This window comes from Paraburkholderia pallida (assembly GCF_004524855.1).
Taxonomy (GTDB): Bacteria; Pseudomonadota; Gammaproteobacteria; order Burkholderiales; family Burkholderiaceae; genus Paraburkholderia; species Paraburkholderia oxyphila.
Genome location: NZ_CP038149.1, coordinates 1,681,558 through 1,699,895, shown reverse-complemented (window position 1 = coordinate 1,699,895; position 18,338 = coordinate 1,681,558). Strand labels below are relative to the sequence as shown.

Annotated in this window: 16 protein-coding genes; 12 read left to right on the top strand and 4 right to left on the bottom strand. The window is 63.8% G+C overall.

The window, feature by feature from the left end; all coding sequences use genetic code 11:
* The first annotated feature begins 1 nt into the window (after nt 1).
* The 4 genes from E1956_RS22735 to E1956_RS22720 all read left to right on the top strand — a co-directional run bounded on the left by E1956_RS22735 (nt 2) and on the right by E1956_RS22720 (nt 4,980).
* The gene (locus E1956_RS22735) at nt 2-2,263 is read left to right on the top strand and encodes a xanthine dehydrogenase family protein molybdopterin-binding subunit (RefSeq protein ID WP_134753132.1); all 2,262 of its coding nucleotides are present in this window, start codon (nt 2-4) and stop codon (nt 2,261-2,263) included.
* A gap of 229 nt (nt 2,264-2,492) precedes the next feature.
* The gene (locus tag E1956_RS22730; RefSeq protein WP_134753130.1) at nt 2,493-3,761 is read left to right on the top strand and encodes a c-type cytochrome; all 1,269 of its coding nucleotides are present in this window, start codon (nt 2,493-2,495) and stop codon (nt 3,759-3,761) included.
* 71 nt (nt 3,762-3,832) lie between these two features.
* Complete coding sequence (locus tag E1956_RS22725; protein ID WP_232071780.1) at nt 3,833-4,471, top strand: DNA-3-methyladenine glycosylase; 639 nt, start codon at nt 3,833-3,835, stop codon at nt 4,469-4,471.
* 158 nt (nt 4,472-4,629) lie between these two features.
* Entirely contained in the window at nt 4,630-4,980 is a 351-nt protein-coding gene (locus E1956_RS22720; RefSeq protein WP_134753128.1) for a DUF4148 domain-containing protein, read from the top strand.
* Nucleotides 4,981-5,330: 350 nt separating this feature from the next.
* Here E1956_RS22720 and E1956_RS22715 read toward each other — a convergent pair whose 3' ends face one another.
* Nucleotides 5,331-5,774, bottom strand: a complete 444-nt coding sequence (locus tag E1956_RS22715; protein ID WP_134753126.1) for a CBS domain-containing protein — start codon at nt 5,772-5,774, stop codon at nt 5,331-5,333.
* Nucleotides 5,775-6,038: 264 nt separating this feature from the next.
* On the opposite strand from E1956_RS22715, the gene ribA reads away from it, so the two are divergent.
* Together ribA and E1956_RS22705 are read left to right on the top strand one after the other, a co-directional pair.
* Nucleotides 6,039-6,686, top strand: a complete 648-nt coding sequence (gene ribA, locus E1956_RS22710) for a GTP cyclohydrolase II (protein WP_028217958.1) — start codon at nt 6,039-6,041, stop codon at nt 6,684-6,686.
* A gap of 7 nt (nt 6,687-6,693) precedes the next feature.
* On the top strand, nt 6,694-8,571 hold the full coding sequence (locus E1956_RS22705; RefSeq protein ID WP_134753124.1) for a type VI lipase adapter Tla3 domain-containing protein: 1,878 nt from the start codon (nt 6,694-6,696) through the stop codon (nt 8,569-8,571).
* A gap of 93 nt (nt 8,572-8,664) precedes the next feature.
* Here E1956_RS22705 and E1956_RS22700 read toward each other — a convergent pair whose 3' ends face one another.
* Nucleotides 8,665-9,636 carry a quinone oxidoreductase family protein gene (locus tag E1956_RS22700; protein WP_134754759.1) on the bottom strand — a complete coding sequence of 324 codons (972 nt, stop codon included), beginning with the start codon at nt 9,634-9,636 and terminating at the stop codon, nt 8,665-8,667.
* A gap of 132 nt (nt 9,637-9,768) precedes the next feature.
* Nucleotides 9,769-10,827, bottom strand: coding sequence for a beta-keto acid cleavage family enzyme (locus tag E1956_RS22695; RefSeq protein WP_134753122.1), 1,059 nt, complete (start codon nt 10,825-10,827; stop codon nt 9,769-9,771).
* A 423-nt stretch (nt 10,828-11,250) separates the two neighbouring features.
* On the opposite strand from E1956_RS22695, the gene E1956_RS22690 reads away from it, so the two are divergent.
* The 6 genes from E1956_RS22690 (at nt 11,251) to E1956_RS22665 (ending at nt 17,218) form a co-directional block, all read left to right on the top strand.
* The gene (locus E1956_RS22690; RefSeq protein WP_134753120.1) at nt 11,251-12,372 is read left to right on the top strand and encodes a porin; all 1,122 of its coding nucleotides are present in this window, start codon (nt 11,251-11,253) and stop codon (nt 12,370-12,372) included.
* Between the two features lie 39 nt (nt 12,373-12,411).
* Complete coding sequence (locus E1956_RS22685) at nt 12,412-12,774, top strand: BON domain-containing protein (RefSeq protein ID WP_197732856.1); 363 nt, start codon at nt 12,412-12,414, stop codon at nt 12,772-12,774.
* A 62-nt stretch (nt 12,775-12,836) separates the two neighbouring features.
* Nucleotides 12,837-14,129 (top strand): MFS transporter, encoded by a 1,293-nt coding sequence (locus tag E1956_RS22680; RefSeq protein ID WP_232071551.1) that lies wholly within the window; start codon nt 12,837-12,839, stop codon nt 14,127-14,129.
* A gap of 46 nt (nt 14,130-14,175) precedes the next feature.
* A complete protein-coding gene (locus tag E1956_RS22675) occupies nt 14,176-15,522 on the top strand; it encodes an MFS transporter (protein ID WP_134753116.1) in 1,347 nt (448 codons plus the stop codon).
* A gap of 55 nt (nt 15,523-15,577) precedes the next feature.
* Nucleotides 15,578-16,420, top strand: coding sequence for a TauD/TfdA dioxygenase family protein (locus tag E1956_RS22670; protein ID WP_134754755.1), 843 nt, complete (start codon nt 15,578-15,580; stop codon nt 16,418-16,420).
* A 36-nt stretch (nt 16,421-16,456) separates the two neighbouring features.
* Nucleotides 16,457-17,218, top strand: coding sequence for a GntR family transcriptional regulator (locus E1956_RS22665; protein WP_134753114.1), 762 nt, complete (start codon nt 16,457-16,459; stop codon nt 17,216-17,218).
* A 47-nt stretch (nt 17,219-17,265) separates the two neighbouring features.
* Here the strand turns inward: E1956_RS22665 and E1956_RS22660 are convergent, their stop codons facing one another.
* Nucleotides 17,266-18,177 (bottom strand): LysR substrate-binding domain-containing protein, encoded by a 912-nt coding sequence (locus tag E1956_RS22660; RefSeq protein ID WP_134753112.1) that lies wholly within the window; start codon nt 18,175-18,177, stop codon nt 17,266-17,268.
* Nucleotides 18,178-18,338: the final 161 nt, after the last annotated feature.

Sequence of the window (18,338 nt, the reverse complement as noted above, 5' to 3'; positions counted from 1 at the left end):
TATGTCGCAAGGTCTCATCGAGGCAGGCAAGGGCGCCGGAGCCGCGCGCGCCGCGGGCAGCGCGGGCGTTTCTCGCCGGACGTTCCTCAAGCTCGGCGCGGCGGCGGGCGGCGGGCTGCTGCTTGGCTTCAGCGTGGGGGCGCTCGGGCAAGGCGACACCACGGACGCGAATGCAGCGCGCAAGTCGGTGATCGGCGGCGACGGCAATGAGGCGCCGCAGCCAGGCGTGTTCGAGCCGAACGCGTTCGTGCAGATCGACCGCGCGGGCAAGGTCACGCTCATCATGCCGAAGGTGGAGATGGGGCAGGGCACCTATACATCGCTGCCGATGCTGATCGCCGAGGAACTCGAAGTGCCGCTCGACAGCGTGACGATCGATCACGCGCCGCCCGACGCGAAGCTCTTTTTCGACCCGCTGCTCGGCGGCCAGCTCACGGGCGGCTCGACCTCGATCCGCTACGCCTGGGAACCGCTGCGCCGCGCGGGTGCGACGGCGCGCGTCGTGCTGATCGCGGCGGCCGCGCAGCAATGGCAGGTCGATCCCGCCACTTGTCACGCGAAGAACGGCGAAGTGCTGCACGACGCAAGCGGAAGGCGCGCGCCGTACGGCTCGCTCGTGGACGCAGCGGCGAAGGTGCCACTGCCGCAGAACGTCCCGCTCAAGGCGCCGAAGGATTTCACGCTGATCGGCAAGCCCACGAAGCGGCTCGACTCGCCCGAGAAGGTGGACGGCAGCGCGCTCTTCGGCCTCGACGTGCGGCTGCCCGGCATGGTCTACGCGGCCATCGTCAACTGCCCGGTGTTCGGCGGCACGCTCGCGCGCGTCGACGACACGCACGCGAAGCAGATCCCCGGCGTCACGCAGATCGTGAAGGTCGACAACGCCGTGGCCGTGATCGGCGCGCATACGTGGGCCGCGAAACGCGGCGCGGCGGCGCTCGTCATCGAATGGAACGAGGGCGCGGCGGCGCAACTTTCGATGCGGCAGATTGTTGGCGAGCTGGCCGAGGCCGCGCAGAACGGGCAAGGCGCCGTGGCGCGCAAGGACGGCGACGTGCAGCAGGCATTCGGCGCCGCGAAAACGCGTGTCGATGCCGTCTACCAGCAGCCCTTTCTCGCGCACGCCACCATGGAGCCGATGAACTGCACCGTGCACGTGCGCGCCGACGCCTGCGAGATCTGGGTGGGCACCCAGGTGCCCACGCGCACCGTGGACGCGGGCGTGGCCGTCACCGGCCTCAAGCCCGAGCAGATCGTCGTGCACAACCATCTGCTGGGCGGCGGCTTCGGGCGGCGTCTCGAAGTGGATCACATCACGCAGGCGCTCAAGGTCGGCAAAGCCGTGAATGCGCCGGTCAAGGTGCTCTACACCCGCGAGGAGGACATTCAGCACGACATGTACCGGCCGTACTACTACGACCGCATCTCGGCGGGGCTCGACGCCAACGGCAAGCCGGTGGCGTGGCAGCACCGGATCGTGGGCTCGTCGATCATCGCGCGCTTCGCGCCGCCGGTGTTCAAGAACGGCCTCGATCCGGACGCCGTGGAGGTGGCCTCCGATCTGCCCTACGACTTGCCGAACCAGCTCGTCGACTACGTGCGTCAGGAACCGCACACGGTGCCCACGGCGTTCTGGCGCGGCGTGGGGCCGACGCGCGGCACCTTCGTGGTGGAGAGCTTCATCGACGAATGCGCCGTGGCCGCGAAGACCGATCCCGTGCTCTACCGGCGCAACTTGCTCGGCAAGACGCCGCGCGCGCTCAACGTGCTCGACGTGGCGACGCGCGCCGCGAACTGGGGACCGCCCGTGCCCAAGGGGCAGGGGCGCGGCGTCTCGGTGATGCACGCGTTCGGCAGCTACTTTGCGATGGTCGCCGACGTCACCGTGACGAACGGCGAGGTGCGCGTGAACCGCGTGGTGTGCGCGGTCGACTGCGGCATGAGCGTGAACCCGGAGACGATCGAGGCGCAGGTCCAGGGCGGCGTGGTGTTCGCGATTTCGGCGGTGCTCTGGGGTGAGGTCACGATCGAGCGTGGGCGCGTCACGCAGAACAATTTCACCGATTACCGCGTGCTGCGCATCGACGAGGCCCCGCGGATCGAGGTGCATATCGTGCAGAGCACCGAGGCGCCGGGCGGAATCGGCGAGCCGGGCACGGCGGCGCTCGCGCCGGCGGTGACCAACGCGATCTATGCGGCCACCGGTACGCGCCTGCGGCAGTTGCCCGTTGGGCGTCAGCTCATGAACGCGCAAAGCGCCTGAGGGGACGATGATGACGACATTCAACGCACCCTTGGGCGTCCAAGGAAACGCTACTAACGGTCTGCCGCCCAACCCACTTTCAAATGAAGGCCGAGGTACGGGTACGCGACATCGAATCGAGCGTTCGAAAGGCAAGCAAGGTTGGCTTTGCAGGAAGGGCCGCAGTGGGCCGCGGCGGGCATCCGTTGCCGTCACTGCTGCGGCGCTGGCGGCCGCGACACTCGCGCTCATGCTTACGCCGGGCGTCGCTGCGGCAGCCACCAGCGCCGCGCCAAACGCCGACGCCGCCACACTCCAGCGCGGCGCCTACCTCGCCCAGGCCGGCGACTGCGCGGCCTGCCACACGGCGCCGCACGGCAAGCCGTTCGCGGGCGGCTTGCCGATGAACACGCCGCTCGGGCGCATCTACACGACCAACATCACGCCCGACCCGGGCACGGGCATCGGCGGCTACAGCGAGGCCGATTTTGCGCGCGCGCTGCGCGAAGGCGTCGCGAAGGACGGCCACAACCTTTATCCGGCGATGCCCTATCCGTCCTACGCCAAGGTCCGCGACGAAGACGTGGCGGCGCTCTATGCGTACTTCATGCACGGCGTCGAGCCGGTCAGCCAGGCCAACCGCGAGAGCGATATCAAGTGGCCGATGAACATGCGCTGGCCGCTCAAGATCTGGAACGTCTTCTTCCTGAAAGCGGGCGTCTACGAAGACAAGCCGGGCAAGGACGTCGCCTGGAACCGCGGCGCGTACCTCGTGCAGGGCCTGGGCCATTGCGGCTCGTGCCATACGCCGCGCGGCATCGGCTTCAATGAGCAGGCACTCGACGAAAGCGGCAGCGCGTTCCTCACCGGCGCGCTGCTCGACGGCTGGTTCGCCTCGAACCTCACGGGCGAGCACAACACCGGGCTCGGGCGCTGGAGCCCGGCCGACCTCGCGCAGTTCTTGAAGACGGGGGCGAACCAGCACGCATCGGCGTTCGGAGCGATGACGAGCGTCATCAACAACAGCACCCAGGCGCTCAACGACGCGGACATCGGCGCGATCTCGGCCTACCTGAAGTCGCTGCCGGCGGCGGGCGGCGATGGCGCGGCGGCGTACGCCTACGATCCCAAGGCCACCAAAGTCTCGCTGGCGCGGCCCGCCAACGACGCGGGCGCGCGCGTCTACACGGCGTACTGCCTGCATTGTCACGGCGCCGACGGCCGCGGGTTCGCGCCCTTCTTCGCGCCGCTGGCGGGCAATCCCAACGTGCTGGCGAAAGAGCCCGCTTCGCTGATCAACGTGACGCTGAACGGCACCGGCGACCTCGTGATCCAGGGCATTCCGGCGCCGTATCCGATGCCGGCCTATCGCGGCCAGCTGAACGACCAGCAGATCGCCGATGTGCTGAGCTTCGTGCGCGCCGGCTGGAACAACGGGGCGGGCGCGGTCGGGGCCGCCGATGTTGCGAAGCTTCGGGCGATGACCGAGCCGGTGCAGCAGGCGCAGGGGACGCAGTGAGACGCGCGGCGGCGGGAAGGGCGCCGCTCGCCCCGGCTGCGGCGACCGGGACGGCAGCCGGCGCGCTCCCCATCGTCGCGCTGCGCCGCCAGGAACTGCCCATCGATACCGTCGAGCTCGCGCGTTTCATGGTCGGCAAGTATCTGGTCCGCGATGCCGATGAAGGCGCGGATGGCGCGCGCATCGTGGGGCGCCTTGTCGAAGTGGAAGCCTATCCGCTTGGCGACTCGACGAGCCACGCGTTCCTTGGGCGGCGCGCCTGGAACGCGTCGATGTTCCTCGCGCGCGGCCACGCCTATGTGCGGCTCACTTACGGCAGCGCCTGGATGCTGAACATGTCGAGCGAGGCCGAGGAGGTGGGGGCGGGCGTGCTGTTTCGCGCCGTCGAGCCGCTCGAAGGACTTGTGGCGATGGCGCAACGGCGCAGCGGCGCGCCGCTGCGCGATCTCGCGCGCGGACCCGGGCGGCTCACGCAGGCGTACGGCATCGGCCCATCGTTCGACGGCGTCGATCTTTGCAGCGGGCGAGGGTTATGGATTGGGCGCCTCGACGCAAGGGCGCAAAGGGCGGCCCGGCACGAGCCGGCGCGGGCCGTGGAGGTGACCACGCGCATCGGCCTGTCGCGCGAAACCGATCGGCTGCTGCGGTTCTACGAGGCGGGCAGCCCCTTCGTCAGCGGTCCGCGCAAGCTGCTGGCGGGCAATGCCTGAGGCCGATTGTTGTGCATATTGCATTGTTGCCAGGAACGAAACTGTATTTTTGAGAAATAGGTATTTGCCCTTATCGCTTGCCTCAATAAACTTCAAATCGTTGGCTCGCGGCAAGCCGTTGCAAGCCGGCCCACAACAAGCGATGGAGGTAAGTGATCATGAAGACCCGTACCCTGATTCAAGCCGCTGTCTTGGCGGCGCTCGTTGCTGCTCCGGCGCTGTCGTTCGCGCAAGACCAGAGCAACGCACCGAAGACCCGCGCTGAAGTCCGCCAGGAATTGATCCAGCTCGAGCAGGCCGGCTATAACCCGGCAACCGCCAATGACGCGACCTATCCGGGCGACATCCAGGCCGCCGAAGCGCGCGTTACGCAGCAAGAAGGCATGGCCCAGACGCAATTGCCGACCGCTGATACCACCGGCTATGGCGGCGCGCCCATGGGCACGATGCAGTCGGGCCAGCCGGCGCCCCACATGGCACCCGCGCAGTCGATCTATTTCGGTAACTGATTTCGACGCTGAGGCTCGGCGCGCAGGCGAGACGCGATGCGGCCAGCGCATCGCGCCCGGTGCCATTCGCACTCGCTAGCCGGACTCGCCGGTTTTGCCGGGATTGACTTCAGGCAGCGCACTCAGGCACGCGGTGCGCGTGCCCATCCTCGATCGCCACGGCCGGACGGGCTGCGCCCGCCTGGCCCGCGCGGTTTGCCAGCCCTCGCAGCATTTTCATTGCGTGGAACCTCCGCCGCCGCAAGGTGGCTTCGCCCAACCCGCCCCGGATTGGGCTTTTTTTGCTGGGCGCGCAAATCGCCCATGCGGGGGCTGCGCGCCGGAAGGCCTGCCGTGCCCCCTACGAGCCGTCAGCTACCCGGACCGCCGGTGATGTAATGCTCGAGCTGCGAGATCGTGAACTGCTGCTCGGCGATGATCTCCTTCACGAGGTCGCCGATCGACACCATGCCCACGAGCTTGCCGTCGGCCATGACGGGAAGGTGGCGCATGCGCCGCTCGGTCATGATCGCCATGCAGTCGTAGGTGGTCTGGTCGAGCTCCACGAAGCGCACGTGCGGGCTCATGATGTCGCGCACGGCGGTCGTCTTGGACGAACGGTCCATCAGCACGATCTTGCGTGCATAGTCGCGCTCGGTGACGATGCCGACGATCGCGTCGCCGTCGGTGACCACCAGTGCGCCGATCTGCTTGTCGGCCATCAGGCGGATGGCGTTGAACACGGAATCGCTTGCGGCGATCGTATGGACCGCCTGTTCCGGCTTGGTTTTGAGTACTTGGGCAACGCTCGTCATAGGGCGACTCCAGTTCGTCCTTCTTGTCGTTCGGACATTGCGTGGTGTGGCACGAGCGGGGTGCGCACCATTCGTGCCAGTTCAGTAAGCCATGAAAGCCATACCAGTATAGGCCGATGGACGCTCGCGCGGCGTCCGGATATGCGCGCGATGGCACATGGCGCCTGGGGGCAGCAGGGCGGGATGGGCCAAATGGCGGTACACTCCGGTTCCAAACATCAATCCGGCATTGGGCCGGTTTTTGCCAGCCATTTGTTCCAGATCATGCCTACGCTTCAAGAGCCGTCCTGCGCGGACGGCGATAACGCCGACGAATGCGTCGTGCTTGACGCAGTCGCCACGCTGCCTACCCGTTACGGCACGTTCGAGTCTTATGTTTATCGGGTCAAGGACGGCGGCGCCGAGCATGTCGCGCTCGTGATGGGCGACGTGGGAAGCGGCGAGCCCGTGCTCGCGCGCCTGCATTCCGAATGCCTGACCGGCGACGTGTTCGGCTCGTACCGCTGCGACTGCGGCGAGCAGCTCGACCTCGCGCTGCGCTACATCGCTGCCGAGGGGCGCGGGGTGCTGCTGTATCTGCGTGGTCACGAGGGCCGTGGTATCGGCCTGTCGAACAAGATTCGCGCCTACCAGCTGCAACAGCAGGGCCGCGACACCGTCGAGGCGAATCTCGACCTCGGCCTGCCCGACGACGCGCGCGAATACGATTCGGCGGCGGCGATCCTGCGCCTGCTGAAGGTCACGTCGGTGCGGCTGATGAGCAACAATCCGAAGAAGTTCGACACCCTTTCGAAGCACGGTATTCCCGTGATCGAGCGCGTTGCGCTGGCGATTCCGATGCGCGAGGAAAACGAGCGCTATATCCGCACCAAGCAGGTCAAGTTCGGGCATTACTTCGAAGAGAACGAATAGGTTTGGCTTGGGCGGGACATTCCACCTGACCTTTTTCCGCAAAGACCTCCGCCGGGGATCCGTATCGGGTCCTTTTAGATCGATCGCGTTGATGCTGCGTGGCTCGCCTGCGAGCGGGCCATTGCGGCACGCGTTTGCCGATCCGTCTTCGGCCAGCGGAAACAATCTCGCGTCGGCCGTCAGCCGGCATCCGTACCGCAACCTGACGAATAGCGAAGGCCGTGACGCGCGCCTCGATCGCTGGATCAATGGCGAGCAGATCGCCCCTCGCGGGTTCCCCAAGCTTTTTTCCTCGGCCATGGGGCTCTCTTGCCCTGTTCGCGATGCGGTCGATCGGCTGGTCGGCGTACACCATGACGGGCCATTTCAGCGTAGGGTCCGCAACGGTAAATTGAGGCAGGGAATGATGAGAAAACTGGTTTGGGGCAGTCTGGCCGGTGCCGCCTGCGTGGCGTTGCTATTCTTCGGTGCGCTAAAGGTGCGCCCGGCGAACGCAGCAACGGTTGACACCGCAAGTCAGCATGAATCGAGCGGCAACCCGTTGGCAGCCGCCGATGATACTCCCATCGTCGCCCCCGATCGCCTCGAATTGCGCGCGGTGGGCATCCGGGTCGACAAGTGGGCACAGACTCAAGTCTGGGATATGTTGAAGAAGCAGACAGACGCGTATCGCAGCGTGCTGCCAGCGGACGCCGGCAGCTATGCGGCGTCTCGCGACCTGGTTCAGTCGCAGGCCGACCGGGCGCTTGGCTCGTCCTTCAAATACAGTGCGGGCGAGGGCGTCGAGCGCTGGCCGGTTCCCGTCATCATCTTCGGGCCACCCAAGGCGTCCGATATCGACAACAAGATCGCCAACTTCATTACCGCCAACCGCCAGGCGGCGAGTCTCGCGCAACACATGTTCCTGACTGCGCAGGCCGTCAACGTGACGAATCCGCAGGCGCAGATCGACTGGCTCTTCGACTTCTTCGCGAAGAACCCGCAAGTGCCGCAAGTGCTCATCTACGGTTTCGACGGTGCGGCGGTGCGCACCTGGTTCGAGCATGTGTCTCTCCCCGAAGGGCAGTTCGTGCCTTCCCAGTTCGATGCAATGGTGGGGCTGCTTGTGTCGCGCACCGATCGTGTCGATGCGTACATGCGCCCATTCGTCAGCAACGACCCAGAAGACGCAGGTCCCGACGACCGCCAGTACGACACGATCAAGCTGGCCAACTTCTTCTGGAATGTGAATTCGGAGCCGAAGCCGGGTCTCGACGTTTCGCCGCCGAGCGTGGCCCACTGGCAGTCGAAGCTGCCCCTGCTTGCGCAATCGCTGGACAGCAAGGGGCCCGGCACGTTCAAGCCCGACCCGTGGTTTCCCGCGCGATGGGCGCGTTGGCAGCTAGACGAATTCGACCGCGAGCCGATGCTCGGCTATCTGCACAAGCCGGTTGCCGTGCGCTTGACCGACGCGAGCGGACAGCCGCTGAAAGCCTCTGCCACGGCTGCAGCCCTGCGCGAGGGCTGGGAAAAGGTGCAGGCCCAGTTGCCGAATAACGGCAAGGTCGCGCGGGTGTTCTTCGATAGCGTCGCCACGCCGGCTGTGTTTCCGCTGCTGCATTCGCTCGCGATGGAGGATGGCCTCGACCCGACCAGCATCACGGAAGGGTTCGACGTCGGGCATCGAATCGGCAATGTGGGGATCATGGGGTCGATGGTCGGTATTGCGATGTCTACGATGGCCAGCTACGACGTCGGACAAGGCAGCGTGACCGTCAACATGACGCCGGACGGGCAGCTTCATTTCATTCTGGTGACGCCGCCTGACGAGGCGGAGAAGGCCGCGAACACGGAGCGCCGTCAGTTGCCGGCGGATCCTTTTCGACACCTTATGCCCAGAGTGTGATGCGGACGGAAAGCATCAGCCGCAACCGGTGGCTACCGACATGAACGCAATGGAATACACGGCCAGCCGCAGCCCATTGAAGCGGTCCCGGCCTTACGGCACGAGCACCGTCGACCCAACCGTCCTGCGCGACTCCAGCGCGCGATGCGCGTCGGCGGCCTCGGCGAGGGCGAACGTCTGCCCGGGTTCACTGCGGATTTTGCCGGCCAGCACGAGATCGAAGAGCTCGCTTGCCATCGAGAGCATATGCGATCGCGGCGTCGCGTAATGCACCATCGCCGGCCGCGTCACCCAGATCGAGCCCTTGCGCGCCAGCACCCGGGTATCGAGCACCACAGGACCGGATGACGTGCCGTTGCTCACCAACGTGCCGCGTACCTGCAGGCTATCGAGCGAGGCGTCCAGCGTATCCTTGCCCACCGAGTCGAATACGACCTCCACGCCCTTGCCGTCGGTAAGCTCGCGCACGCGTTCGGCAATGTTCTCGCGCGAGGTCACGATGGTGTGCGTGCAGCCGTTGCGTTGCGCGATTTCCGCCTTTTCGTCGGTGCTGACTGTCCCGATCATGGTGACGCCGATCGCCCGCGCCCACTGGCTGGCAATCGACCCCACCCCGCCCGCCGCGGCGTGGTACAGGATGGTTTCTCCGCCTTTGAGCGGATAGACCTGCCGGAACAGGTACTGTGCGGTCATGCCCTTCATGATCAGTGTCGATGCAGTCTTGTCGCTGATGCCGTCGGGCAGGGGAATCAGCACGTCGGCGGGCATCACGCGCACATCCGAATAGGCACCCTGGGGTCCCAGCAGGTAGCCGACTCTGTCGCCCACCTTGATGTCGGCCACGCCCTCGCCGATCGCTTCGACCACGCCCACCGCATCGGAACCCAGGCCATTGGGCAGGGCGAGCGGGTATTGGCCGGTACGGAAATAGATGTCGATGAAATTGACGGCAACATACGTGTGCCGCACCCGAGCCTGGCCGGGACCAGGCTCACCCACCGAAACGGTTTCGAGCCTGAGAACTTCAGGTCCTCCGGTCTGCTCGAATCGAATCGCTCGTGACATATTCAGTATTCCTTTGTGAATAATCGATGATTGTGCGGCCACCAGGCCACCAGGCCACACGGCCCGTCTTCGCGGACGTGTGCCCGCGGCGTCCAATGCAGGGCAGGGCATATCGCCCGCGTGCGGGAGGCTTCAGTCCGGCTTGCGCAGGAACCCCTGGTTGCCGCCGTTTCGATTGGGGGCGAAGCCATTGGCCTGCAGCGTCTCTTCCGCTGTGTCATAGAACACGCCGATCTTGCAGATCTCGCGTGCCTGTTTCGCTGTCGCGATCGGGCGGCCGAATTCGCCCGCGATACGCACCAGTTGCCTGACTTGCTCCACCGAGCTCATCTTGCCCGTGCGGGTCTGGTTCCACAGCACATCCTCGATACCGCACCTGACATGCAGGCCCAGGGCAATACCGATCATATTCACAGGCAGCACATTGAGGACAGAGCTTTCCACCGTGACTACCGCACCGTCGGGCACGGCGCGCAGCATGTTGGCCAGGTTGTAGATGTTCGCCTGATCCATGCCGCCGCTGATGGCCACCCAGTTCATCACCAGCGGCCCCTTGTACACGCCGCGGCGTATCAGGCGTTCGATCGTTTCAAAGCTGTTGATGTTGTAGACCTGGAACTCGCTTTGGATGCCGGCGGCCGAGAGGCGCCGGATGTGCTCCTCGATAAAGCTCGGGTTCGAGGGTACGATCATGTCCTTGTAGGTCCCGTAGAGGTGTGGGAATCCGCGCGATACGCCCTTGAAGTCGTCGATGCCGGCGTGCTCCGTCACGTTCATCTGGGTGGTGTTGACGGTGACCGTGACCTGGTCTGGTTTCGGATCGAGTTCGGCCAGCATGTGTCGCGTGTCGTCGGAGAGCCATTTGGCTGCCGCGCCGTCGCTCTCGGGCGCGAAGCTGATGGAGCCACCCACCTGGATGATCATCTCCGGCACGCGCTCGCGCACGCCGGCGATCAGCTCATTGAACATGGACAGGCGCTTGCTGCCCTTGCCATCGGCTTCGCGCACATGCAGATGCAGCACGGTGGCGCCGGCTTCGTAGCAATCCACCGCCTTCTGGATCTGCTCTTCCATGGTGACAGGGATATCTTCGGGGAAGTCCGAGGGAATCCAGCCCGGCGCATAGGGCGCGGCCGTGATGATCAAGGGCTGCTGGTTCTCGGGATACAGGTGTCCGTCAAGAAAATTCATGATGAGGGATCTCTACGTGAAAGATAGATGATAGGGATTCCGAACGACATGGCTGGCTCGCTCGCATGGTCAACAGGGCGGCAATGGCGACTGCACTTTTCCTTCCCACCGTGACTCGGGTTCGGCCGCGCGCTGGCACAAGGCCAGTGTTGCTTTCAGTGTAGTCCCGTCATCGAATAATGTCGACAAGAATATTCGTGGCGAGGTACGATGCGGCTGAGAACCTTCGGGCTGCGTCGATACAGGCTGGATTCAGCCCATCGCAATGGGGTACCTGGTGTAATTATTGATGTCGACAATAATAAAATTTAGCGATCATGGCGCTGCCGACGTTCGACCGAGCGATCGGACCATGGCCGGCAGCAATGGGAGCCGATGGGTGTCTGGCTAGTCGCACAACGCAAAGAAAACGGAGGAGACGCAATGAAGCTGAAATGGGGAGCGGTAGCCGTGTCCGCAGTCCTGGCGGGCGCTGCGCACGCGCAATCGTCTGTGACGCTATATGGCGCCATCGACACGGGGCTGCTCTATCAGAGCACCTCGGCCGCGTCGTACGCGGGCAACGCGAAGAACCTGGGGCATCTCTATTCCCTGAAAGACGCTGGCATCTATGCCAGCTTCTGGGGCATCAAGGGCACCGAGGACATTGGCAACGGCTACAAGGTCAATTTCCGGATGCAAGGCGTGTTCAATTCCGGCACCGGCAAGTTTGGCCTCGCGGATACGACGGGGGCCTCCGCGATCTTCGGCATGCAGTCGAGCGTGGGCGTGTCCGGGCCATTCGGTTCGGTCGACCTCGGGCGGCAGTACGCGCCGATGATCTTCGCGATGGCCGACACCGACGTGCGCGCTGCGCAGTACTTCGGCAGCGTTCTCGGGGCGTGGCTCGGCCTGAACCAGGCCGCGCACTGGACCGGCACGAATACCAACGTTCCGATCGGCGCGCTGTATGACGATAACGCGATCGTCTATCAGTCGCCGAAGTTTTATGGCGCCTGGCTTGCGCTGGAGTATGCGCCCGGTGGCGTGGCGGGGCAGTTTCAGGGCGGTACGCGTGAATCCGCCGTGCTCCGCTATTCGAACTACGGCCTGAACCTCGCGGCGGCGTACTACAACGGGCACGACACCAACCTGGCCGCAGCCACGCCCACTGGCCTCGACAACAACCGCTTCTACTACGTTGGCGGCAAGTACACCTTCCATGGCGTATCGGTTTCGCTCGGGTATGGTCTTGGGCAGAATCCCTCCGACAAGGCCTCAGCCAACCTCGAATTCATTTCGGCTGGACTCGGCTATCAATTTACGCCGTTCTTCAGGCTGACCTCGGGCTTCTACTATATGAAGGACCGCAACGATTCCGCGAATCATTCGAGCGAATACGCGCTGGGTGCGGAATACAGCGTGTCCAAGCGCACGCTGCTCTATGCGCAGGTGGGCTATGTCAACAACCGGGGCACCATGAATCAGGCCATCACGTATGGAGCACCGGTTGCACCAGGCGTTTCCACAACGGCGGCGAATATCGGCATCCGCCACACATTCTGAAGACATGAAATGCAACCGGAGCATGCAATGGTAAAGAACATGATCGCGGGCATTTCGCTCTGCGCGGCGATTTTCACGCTGCTGGCAGGGCTGAGCGTCGATGCGAATGCCCAGGACAACACCATGCCGGAGGCCTCGACGGCGATCCCCGCCACGCCAACGGCAAGGGAAGTCAGGAAAGCAAACCGGGCGCTGAGCCGCAAGGTGTATGCCGCGCTCGCGAAGCACAAGGAAATCAACGCCGGTGACATCAGCATCGTCGCAAGAAGTGGTGCGGTCACCCTCAATGGCACCGTCACCGAGTCTTCACAGATCGGCGCCGTGGCGGAGATCGCGAAGGGCGTACCGGGCGTGACTTCCGTGACGAACCGGCTTTCGGTCCAGCGATCCTTTGGCGAGTAGAAGACCGCCGCACCTGCCGCGTCGATTGCGGGGGGATACGTGAATCCATGAAGGAGACGGAGTTGAATCTTTATACGAGCCCGGCCGCATCGACCGAGTCATCCAGGGTTGCCGGCGGTACCCGCGCATATGCGTGGTTGGTATTTGCGTTGATGTTTTGTCTGCTGTTGTCCGACTACATGTCGCGGCAGGCGCTCAACGCGTTGTTTCCGATGCTGAAGCTGCAGTGGGGCCTCTCCGATACCCAGCTCGGTTCGGTCAGCAGCATCGTGCCGTTGGCGGTTGGCGTGCTGACGCTGCCGTTCTCACTCGTTGCGGACCGCTGGGGGCGCGCCAAGAGCATCACGCTGATGGCGGGCTTGTGGAGCGTCGCCACGCTCGGATGCGCGATTGCCGCCAATTACCATGAGATGTTTGTCGCACGCATGTTCGTCGGTGTCGGTGAGGCCGCCTATGGAAGCGTGGGGCTCGCCATGCTCATCGGCATTTTTCCGAAGCGCATGCGCTCCAGTATCGTCGGCGGTTTTACGTCTGCGGCGGCCTTTGGCTCGGTGCTCGGTGTTTCACTCTCGGGCATCATCGCGACCCACCTCGGGTGGCGCTGGTCAATGGGCATGATGGCGATATTCGGTCTGGTGCTGGTCATTGTTTATGGCGTTGTCGTCACGGAAAAGCGCATGGCGTGTGTGTGTGCAGACGAGACCGATGACGCTGCGGTACATGATCGCCTCGCATGGGCTCCCCGGGCACTGCTGTCCAGCCTGTTTCCGTCGCGATCGGTGCTGTGTGCCTATCTTGGCAGTGCACTGCAGCTGTTCATTCAGGGCACGCTGTTCGTGTGGCTGCCCAGCTACCTGAACCGCTACTGGGGGATGCCTGTGGGCAAAGCGGCCGTTGTGGCGGCGGGTCTCGTGCTTGTCAGCGGTCTGGGCCAATTCCTGTGTGGCGTGATAACCGACTGGGTAAGCGGGAATTCGTCGCTCAGAAGGTGGAACATGGCCATTGGCTATTGCCTTGCGCTCGGCGTGCTGCTGGAGTTCGCATTTCGCTTGCCGCCCGGCAACCTGCAGCTCGCATTGCTGGCGCCCGCCGTGTTCTTTCTGGCCAGCTCGTTCAGTACGTGCGGCGCGATCATCGCGGGAGCCACGTCACCGACGATCCACGGCTCGGCTTTTGCCACGCTGACGCTGTTCAACAATATCCTCGGGCTCGCAGCTGGCCCATTCGTTACCGGGATGGTGTCCGACGCGGTCGGCCTTCAAATCGCCCTGCGGTGGCTTCCCGTTGCGGCAATCCTGCCTTTGACGATGTATCTCCTTGGTCGATGGTGCCACTGCGCGCAAGCGCGGCGCTAACACGAGTCCGACCACTGAACGGTATCTGGAATTCCCGGAGAGAAGCATGAACGTTCTGGCTGATGAACCTGTAACAACTAATCAGGATGCCTATCTGATAAGCAAGAGGCAGGCATGGTTTGCCTTTGGGATGACGTTCGCACTGATGTTCTTCGACTTTATCGATCGGCAGGTGATCGTCTCGCTGTTTCCCCATATCAGGAGCGAGTGGGGTCTGAGTGACAAGGAACTGGGCGCGCTCGTGTCCATCGTCTCCATTGTCGTGGGAGCGGGCGGCATACCCGTCGCGCTGGTGGCGGACCGGATGGGCCGCGTGAAGAGTATCGTCGCGATGGCTGTCTGCTGGAGCCTGGCAACGATCTCATGCATGTTCACGGCCAATTTCAGTCAACTGTTTGCGGCACGCGCCGTGGTGGGCATCGGCGAAGCCGGTTACGGCTCCGTAGGCGTGGCCCTGATCTCGACGTTGTTCCCCGGCCGCTTGCGCAGCGCCGTGCTCGGTGCTTTTTACGCTGCGCCGTCGCTGGGTTCTGTCCTCGGGGTGCTGTTGGGCGGGGCCATTGCGGCCAGGTGGGGGTGGAAGTCGGCTTTTGGCGTGGTCGGCCTGCCTGGGCTCGTATTGGCATTGCTCTATTTGTTCGTGCGTGACTACAGGACGCTGCCGCTGGCCGCCGATTCAAACAAGACGACGCAGTCGCTGGGGGACACGCTGAAACACATTTTCGGCACCCTGGCACGCACGCGAACACTGCTATGGGTGTGCGTCGCTGCTGCGGCACAACTGATTACCGTTTCGGCCATCTGGTCCTGGCTCCCCAGCTATTTGAACCGCTTCCAGGGCATGTCCCCGGAAGCCGCGTCGAGGGCGGCGGGACTGGTCGTGCTGGTCGGCGCCGTGAGTTGTACGGTGTGGGGCGCAGTGGTGGGGCGCCTGGCACTGCGCAGGCCGCGCAACAAGCTACTCGCGCTGTCTGTGCTGTGTCTAGTCACGTCGATCGTCCTGGCGGGTGCATTTGGCGGAAGCTATGCGGCGCATGTGCGGTTCGACCTGATCGTGCTCGGGGCCTTTTTCATGAACTGCACGGTGGGTGTGGTTGCCGGGATTGCGATGGACATTATTCATCCAGGCGTTCGCTCCACGGGTGCAGCGGTGCTTTCCCTCTTTCAAAATATTTTCGGCCTGGCTGTGGGGCCCTTTCTGACGGGCATCGTGTCCGACCAATGGGGTTTGCAAAGCGCCTTGACGGTCATTCCCTTGTTTAGCGTGCTGGCTGCGGTGTGCTTCGTCATTGCAATGCGCAGCTACGACGCGGACGCCGCCCGAATTTCCGCCGTCGAACTGGAGAGGGAGCCGCTTGGCGGCGATGCACTGAACGCTGAAGTACGAGCCTGACCCAATCATTCAATGTCGATATGAATAGTCGAGGAACAAGGAGTAACCGCTCATGATCAAGATCGAAAGGCTGACCTTTTGCATTGGCGCAGAGGTGTCCGGTGTGAACATCGGAGACGCAGCAAGAGATGCGTCGTTGTTTGCAGAAGTAAAGGCCCTGCTGCTCAAACACCGGGTGCTCTTCTTCCGGGATCAACGGATCTCTCGCGAGGAGCACGTTGCTTTTGCGAGCAGATTCGGGAAGCTGGAAGATCATCCTGTTGCGGGAAGCGACCCGGACCATCCTGGCCTCGTGCAAATCTACCGGTCGGAGGAAAAGAACCCTTATGAAAATAACTACCATACCGATGGACTCTGGCGAGCCGCGCCGTCCATGGGTGCGGTCCTGCGCTGCATCGAATGTCCTGAGGTCGGCGGCGACACCATCTGGGTCAACATGGTCGAGGCGTACAGGCAATTGCCGGACGATATCAAGAAGCGCATCGAGGGATTGAGGGCGAAGAGCAGCATCGAGCACTCGTTTGGCGCAGCCATGGGGCTAGAAGAGCGCAGAAAACTGGCCGCGCAAAATCCGGAGGTGGAACACCCGGTCGTGCGGACCCATCCTGAGACTGGCGAAAAGGTGCTTTACGTCGGTAGCTTTACGACCCACTTCGTCAATTACCATACCGTCGATAACGTGCGGTATGGCCTCGACAAGACGCCAGGCGCCAGTCTTCTACTCAATTATCTGCAGAGCCAGGCATCGATCCCCGAGTATCAGGTTCGCTTTCGCTGGAAGCCCAATAGTGTGGCGGTTTGGGATAACCGGTCGACCCAGCACTACGCGGTCATGGACTATTGGCCGGCTCCGCGCAAAATGGAAAGAGCCGGGATCGAAGGTGACAGGCCTTATTGACGGGTTTCCGGCTCAAGATCGCTTCGGCTGAACGCTATGGCTCGCCACAAGACGCAAAATCTTCCCGATTTTTCCGCACTCCTTACGCCGAAAAATTCGTTGATGCTGGCAGTGGAGCGGGCGGTGCTGCGCGGGCAGGACTGCGCCTGTGCTTCGGTGCCCATCGCCGAGCAGATCGCTGCTCGCCTGGCCGGGGTGATCACGCTGGATCTCGTGAAATCGGGGCAGCGCTTGCTGGAAGCGGATATCAGCGAAGTGCTGCACGTCAGCCGCGCGCCGGTCCGCGAAGCCTTGCGCATCCTGGAGCGGGACCGGTTGGTGGAATTTCAGGCGAGACGCGGAGCGATCGTGACGGCGCCCGACGAGAACGAACTCAGGGATATTTTCCGGGTGCGCAGTGTGCTGTATGTCACGATGCTGGAGCAGGCGACCCGCGAGAACTTGCCGGAACTCGAAGCGCTATTGACGGCGCATATTCCCAGGCTGGCCCAGGCTGCCGAGGCGTCGATAGACGCTTATGCCGTGGAGAGTTTCCTCCTGAATTTCGCCACAATCGGTCTGTGCCATAACCGGCTTCTGGTCGATATCCTGCACTCGATCTCATTGCGAACGCTACGTTACGTCCGGCTGGGCATGGTGGCTGCGCCGCAAACGATCCGCACATCCTTGGAGGTCTGGCGCGCGATGCAGGACGCCGCCATGAGGCGGGACGGCCCACTCCTGCTGGCCCTTGCCACTTCGCGTCTGGACGAGGCACGGGATGCGGCTGTTCGCGCAGTCGTGGAACAGCCGTCTTGACCGTATTAGGCAAAGCGGCACGCGAGCCGCTCTGGGCGTCCGCTACTTCACGCGGCGCGCTCGCATTGGCTCGAAGCGATCTCCTGCCGAAACAATTCGGCGAGCTTGTCGGCCGCGAGCGAGAGCGGCGCGTCGCGCAGCTTCATGATGCCAAGCCGAAGCGGCGGGAACTCGAGACGCAGTGGCACGCGCGTTGCCTGCTGCGCATAAGGCTCCACTTCGAGCATGCCCACGGGCACCGCAAGCAGCGCGTCGCTGCGCGCCATCAGGTTCCAGCTCACACCGAACGTGTTCGCGCGGATGATGCGTGTGGGCAACGGCAGCCGGGCCCGGCGCAGGTAGTCGAGCAGATTGCAATGGTGGCTGCCGGGCGAAAGCGTCATGGCCCACGTGCACTCGGCCAACTGGCTCCATTCGGTGGCGTTTGCCATAGGGTGCCCGCGTCGGCAGACCACGATCGTCTCGAGCGTGCGCAGCGGCTCGAAGTCGAACTCGCCACTGACCTCCTCCTCGGCCGGCGCAGCGACCGCGAAGTCGATCGAGCCATCGCGCAGCGCGTGCAGCACATGAGGCATCAGACCTTCCTCGAAAGTCAGTTCTGCCAACGGCATGATCTTGGTGAAGCGCTCGATGACCGTGGGCAGCGCGCCAAGGAGCACCATCGGCGTCACTGCGGCCGCCACATGCCCGCGTTTGCCGCCAAGAAGCTGCTGAATGTCCTGGCGCGCCAGCGCGAGCTGAGCCTGGGCGAGGCGCGCCCGCGAGGTGAGTTGACGGCCGCATTCGGTCAGCTGCACGCCGCGTGAGCTGCGTACGATGAGCGGCGCGTCGAGATCCTGCTCGAGCTCGCGGACCGCTTTCGTGACCGCGGCCTGGCTCAGATGCAAATGGCGCGATGCGCCTCGAATGCTGCCGGTTTCGACCAGGGCAAGCCAGGCCTTCAGGTGATGGTCCTTCATGTCTCGTCCGCCGCGTCCCGGCCCATCGGCCGATGACGATGCAGCGTGGTCTCCTTCGGGATTTAGATGTTGCCGACTCGCGGGACCCCGCCGCAACGGCTCAGGGTTACCCCTGGGAGAGGGGGCAGCACGACAACCTGCAGTGGTCACCGCGAACAATA

Excerpts from the sequence above, each read along its gene's own strand:
- E1956_RS22675 (WP_134753116.1), top strand. The coding sequence starts at position 14,176 with ATGAACGTTCTGGCTGATGAACCTGTAACAACTAATCAGGATGCCTAT.
- E1956_RS22685 (WP_197732856.1), top strand. The coding sequence starts at position 12,412 with ATGATCGCGGGCATTTCGCTCTGCGCGGCGATTTTCACGCTGCTGGCA.
- E1956_RS22665 (WP_134753114.1), top strand. The coding sequence starts at position 16,457 with ATGGCTCGCCACAAGACGCAAAATCTTCCCGATTTTTCCGCACTCCTT.
- E1956_RS22695 (WP_134753122.1), bottom strand. The coding sequence starts at position 10,827 with ATGAATTTTCTTGACGGACACCTGTATCCCGAGAACCAGCAGCCCTTG.
- E1956_RS22700 (WP_134754759.1), bottom strand. The coding sequence starts at position 9,636 with ATGTCACGAGCGATTCGATTCGAGCAGACCGGAGGACCTGAAGTTCTC.
- E1956_RS22730 (WP_134753130.1), top strand. The coding sequence starts at position 2,493 with ATGCTTACGCCGGGCGTCGCTGCGGCAGCCACCAGCGCCGCGCCAAAC.
- E1956_RS22720 (WP_134753128.1), top strand. The coding sequence starts at position 4,630 with ATGAAGACCCGTACCCTGATTCAAGCCGCTGTCTTGGCGGCGCTCGTT.
- E1956_RS22660 (WP_134753112.1), bottom strand. The coding sequence starts at position 18,177 with ATGAAGGACCATCACCTGAAGGCCTGGCTTGCCCTGGTCGAAACCGGC.
- E1956_RS22690 (WP_134753120.1), top strand. The coding sequence starts at position 11,251 with ATGAAGCTGAAATGGGGAGCGGTAGCCGTGTCCGCAGTCCTGGCGGGC.
- ribA (WP_028217958.1), top strand. The coding sequence starts at position 6,039 with ATGCCTACGCTTCAAGAGCCGTCCTGCGCGGACGGCGATAACGCCGAC.
- E1956_RS22715 (WP_134753126.1), bottom strand. The coding sequence starts at position 5,774 with ATGACGAGCGTTGCCCAAGTACTCAAAACCAAGCCGGAACAGGCGGTC.
- E1956_RS22735 (WP_134753132.1), top strand. The coding sequence starts at position 2 with ATGTCGCAAGGTCTCATCGAGGCAGGCAAGGGCGCCGGAGCCGCGCGC.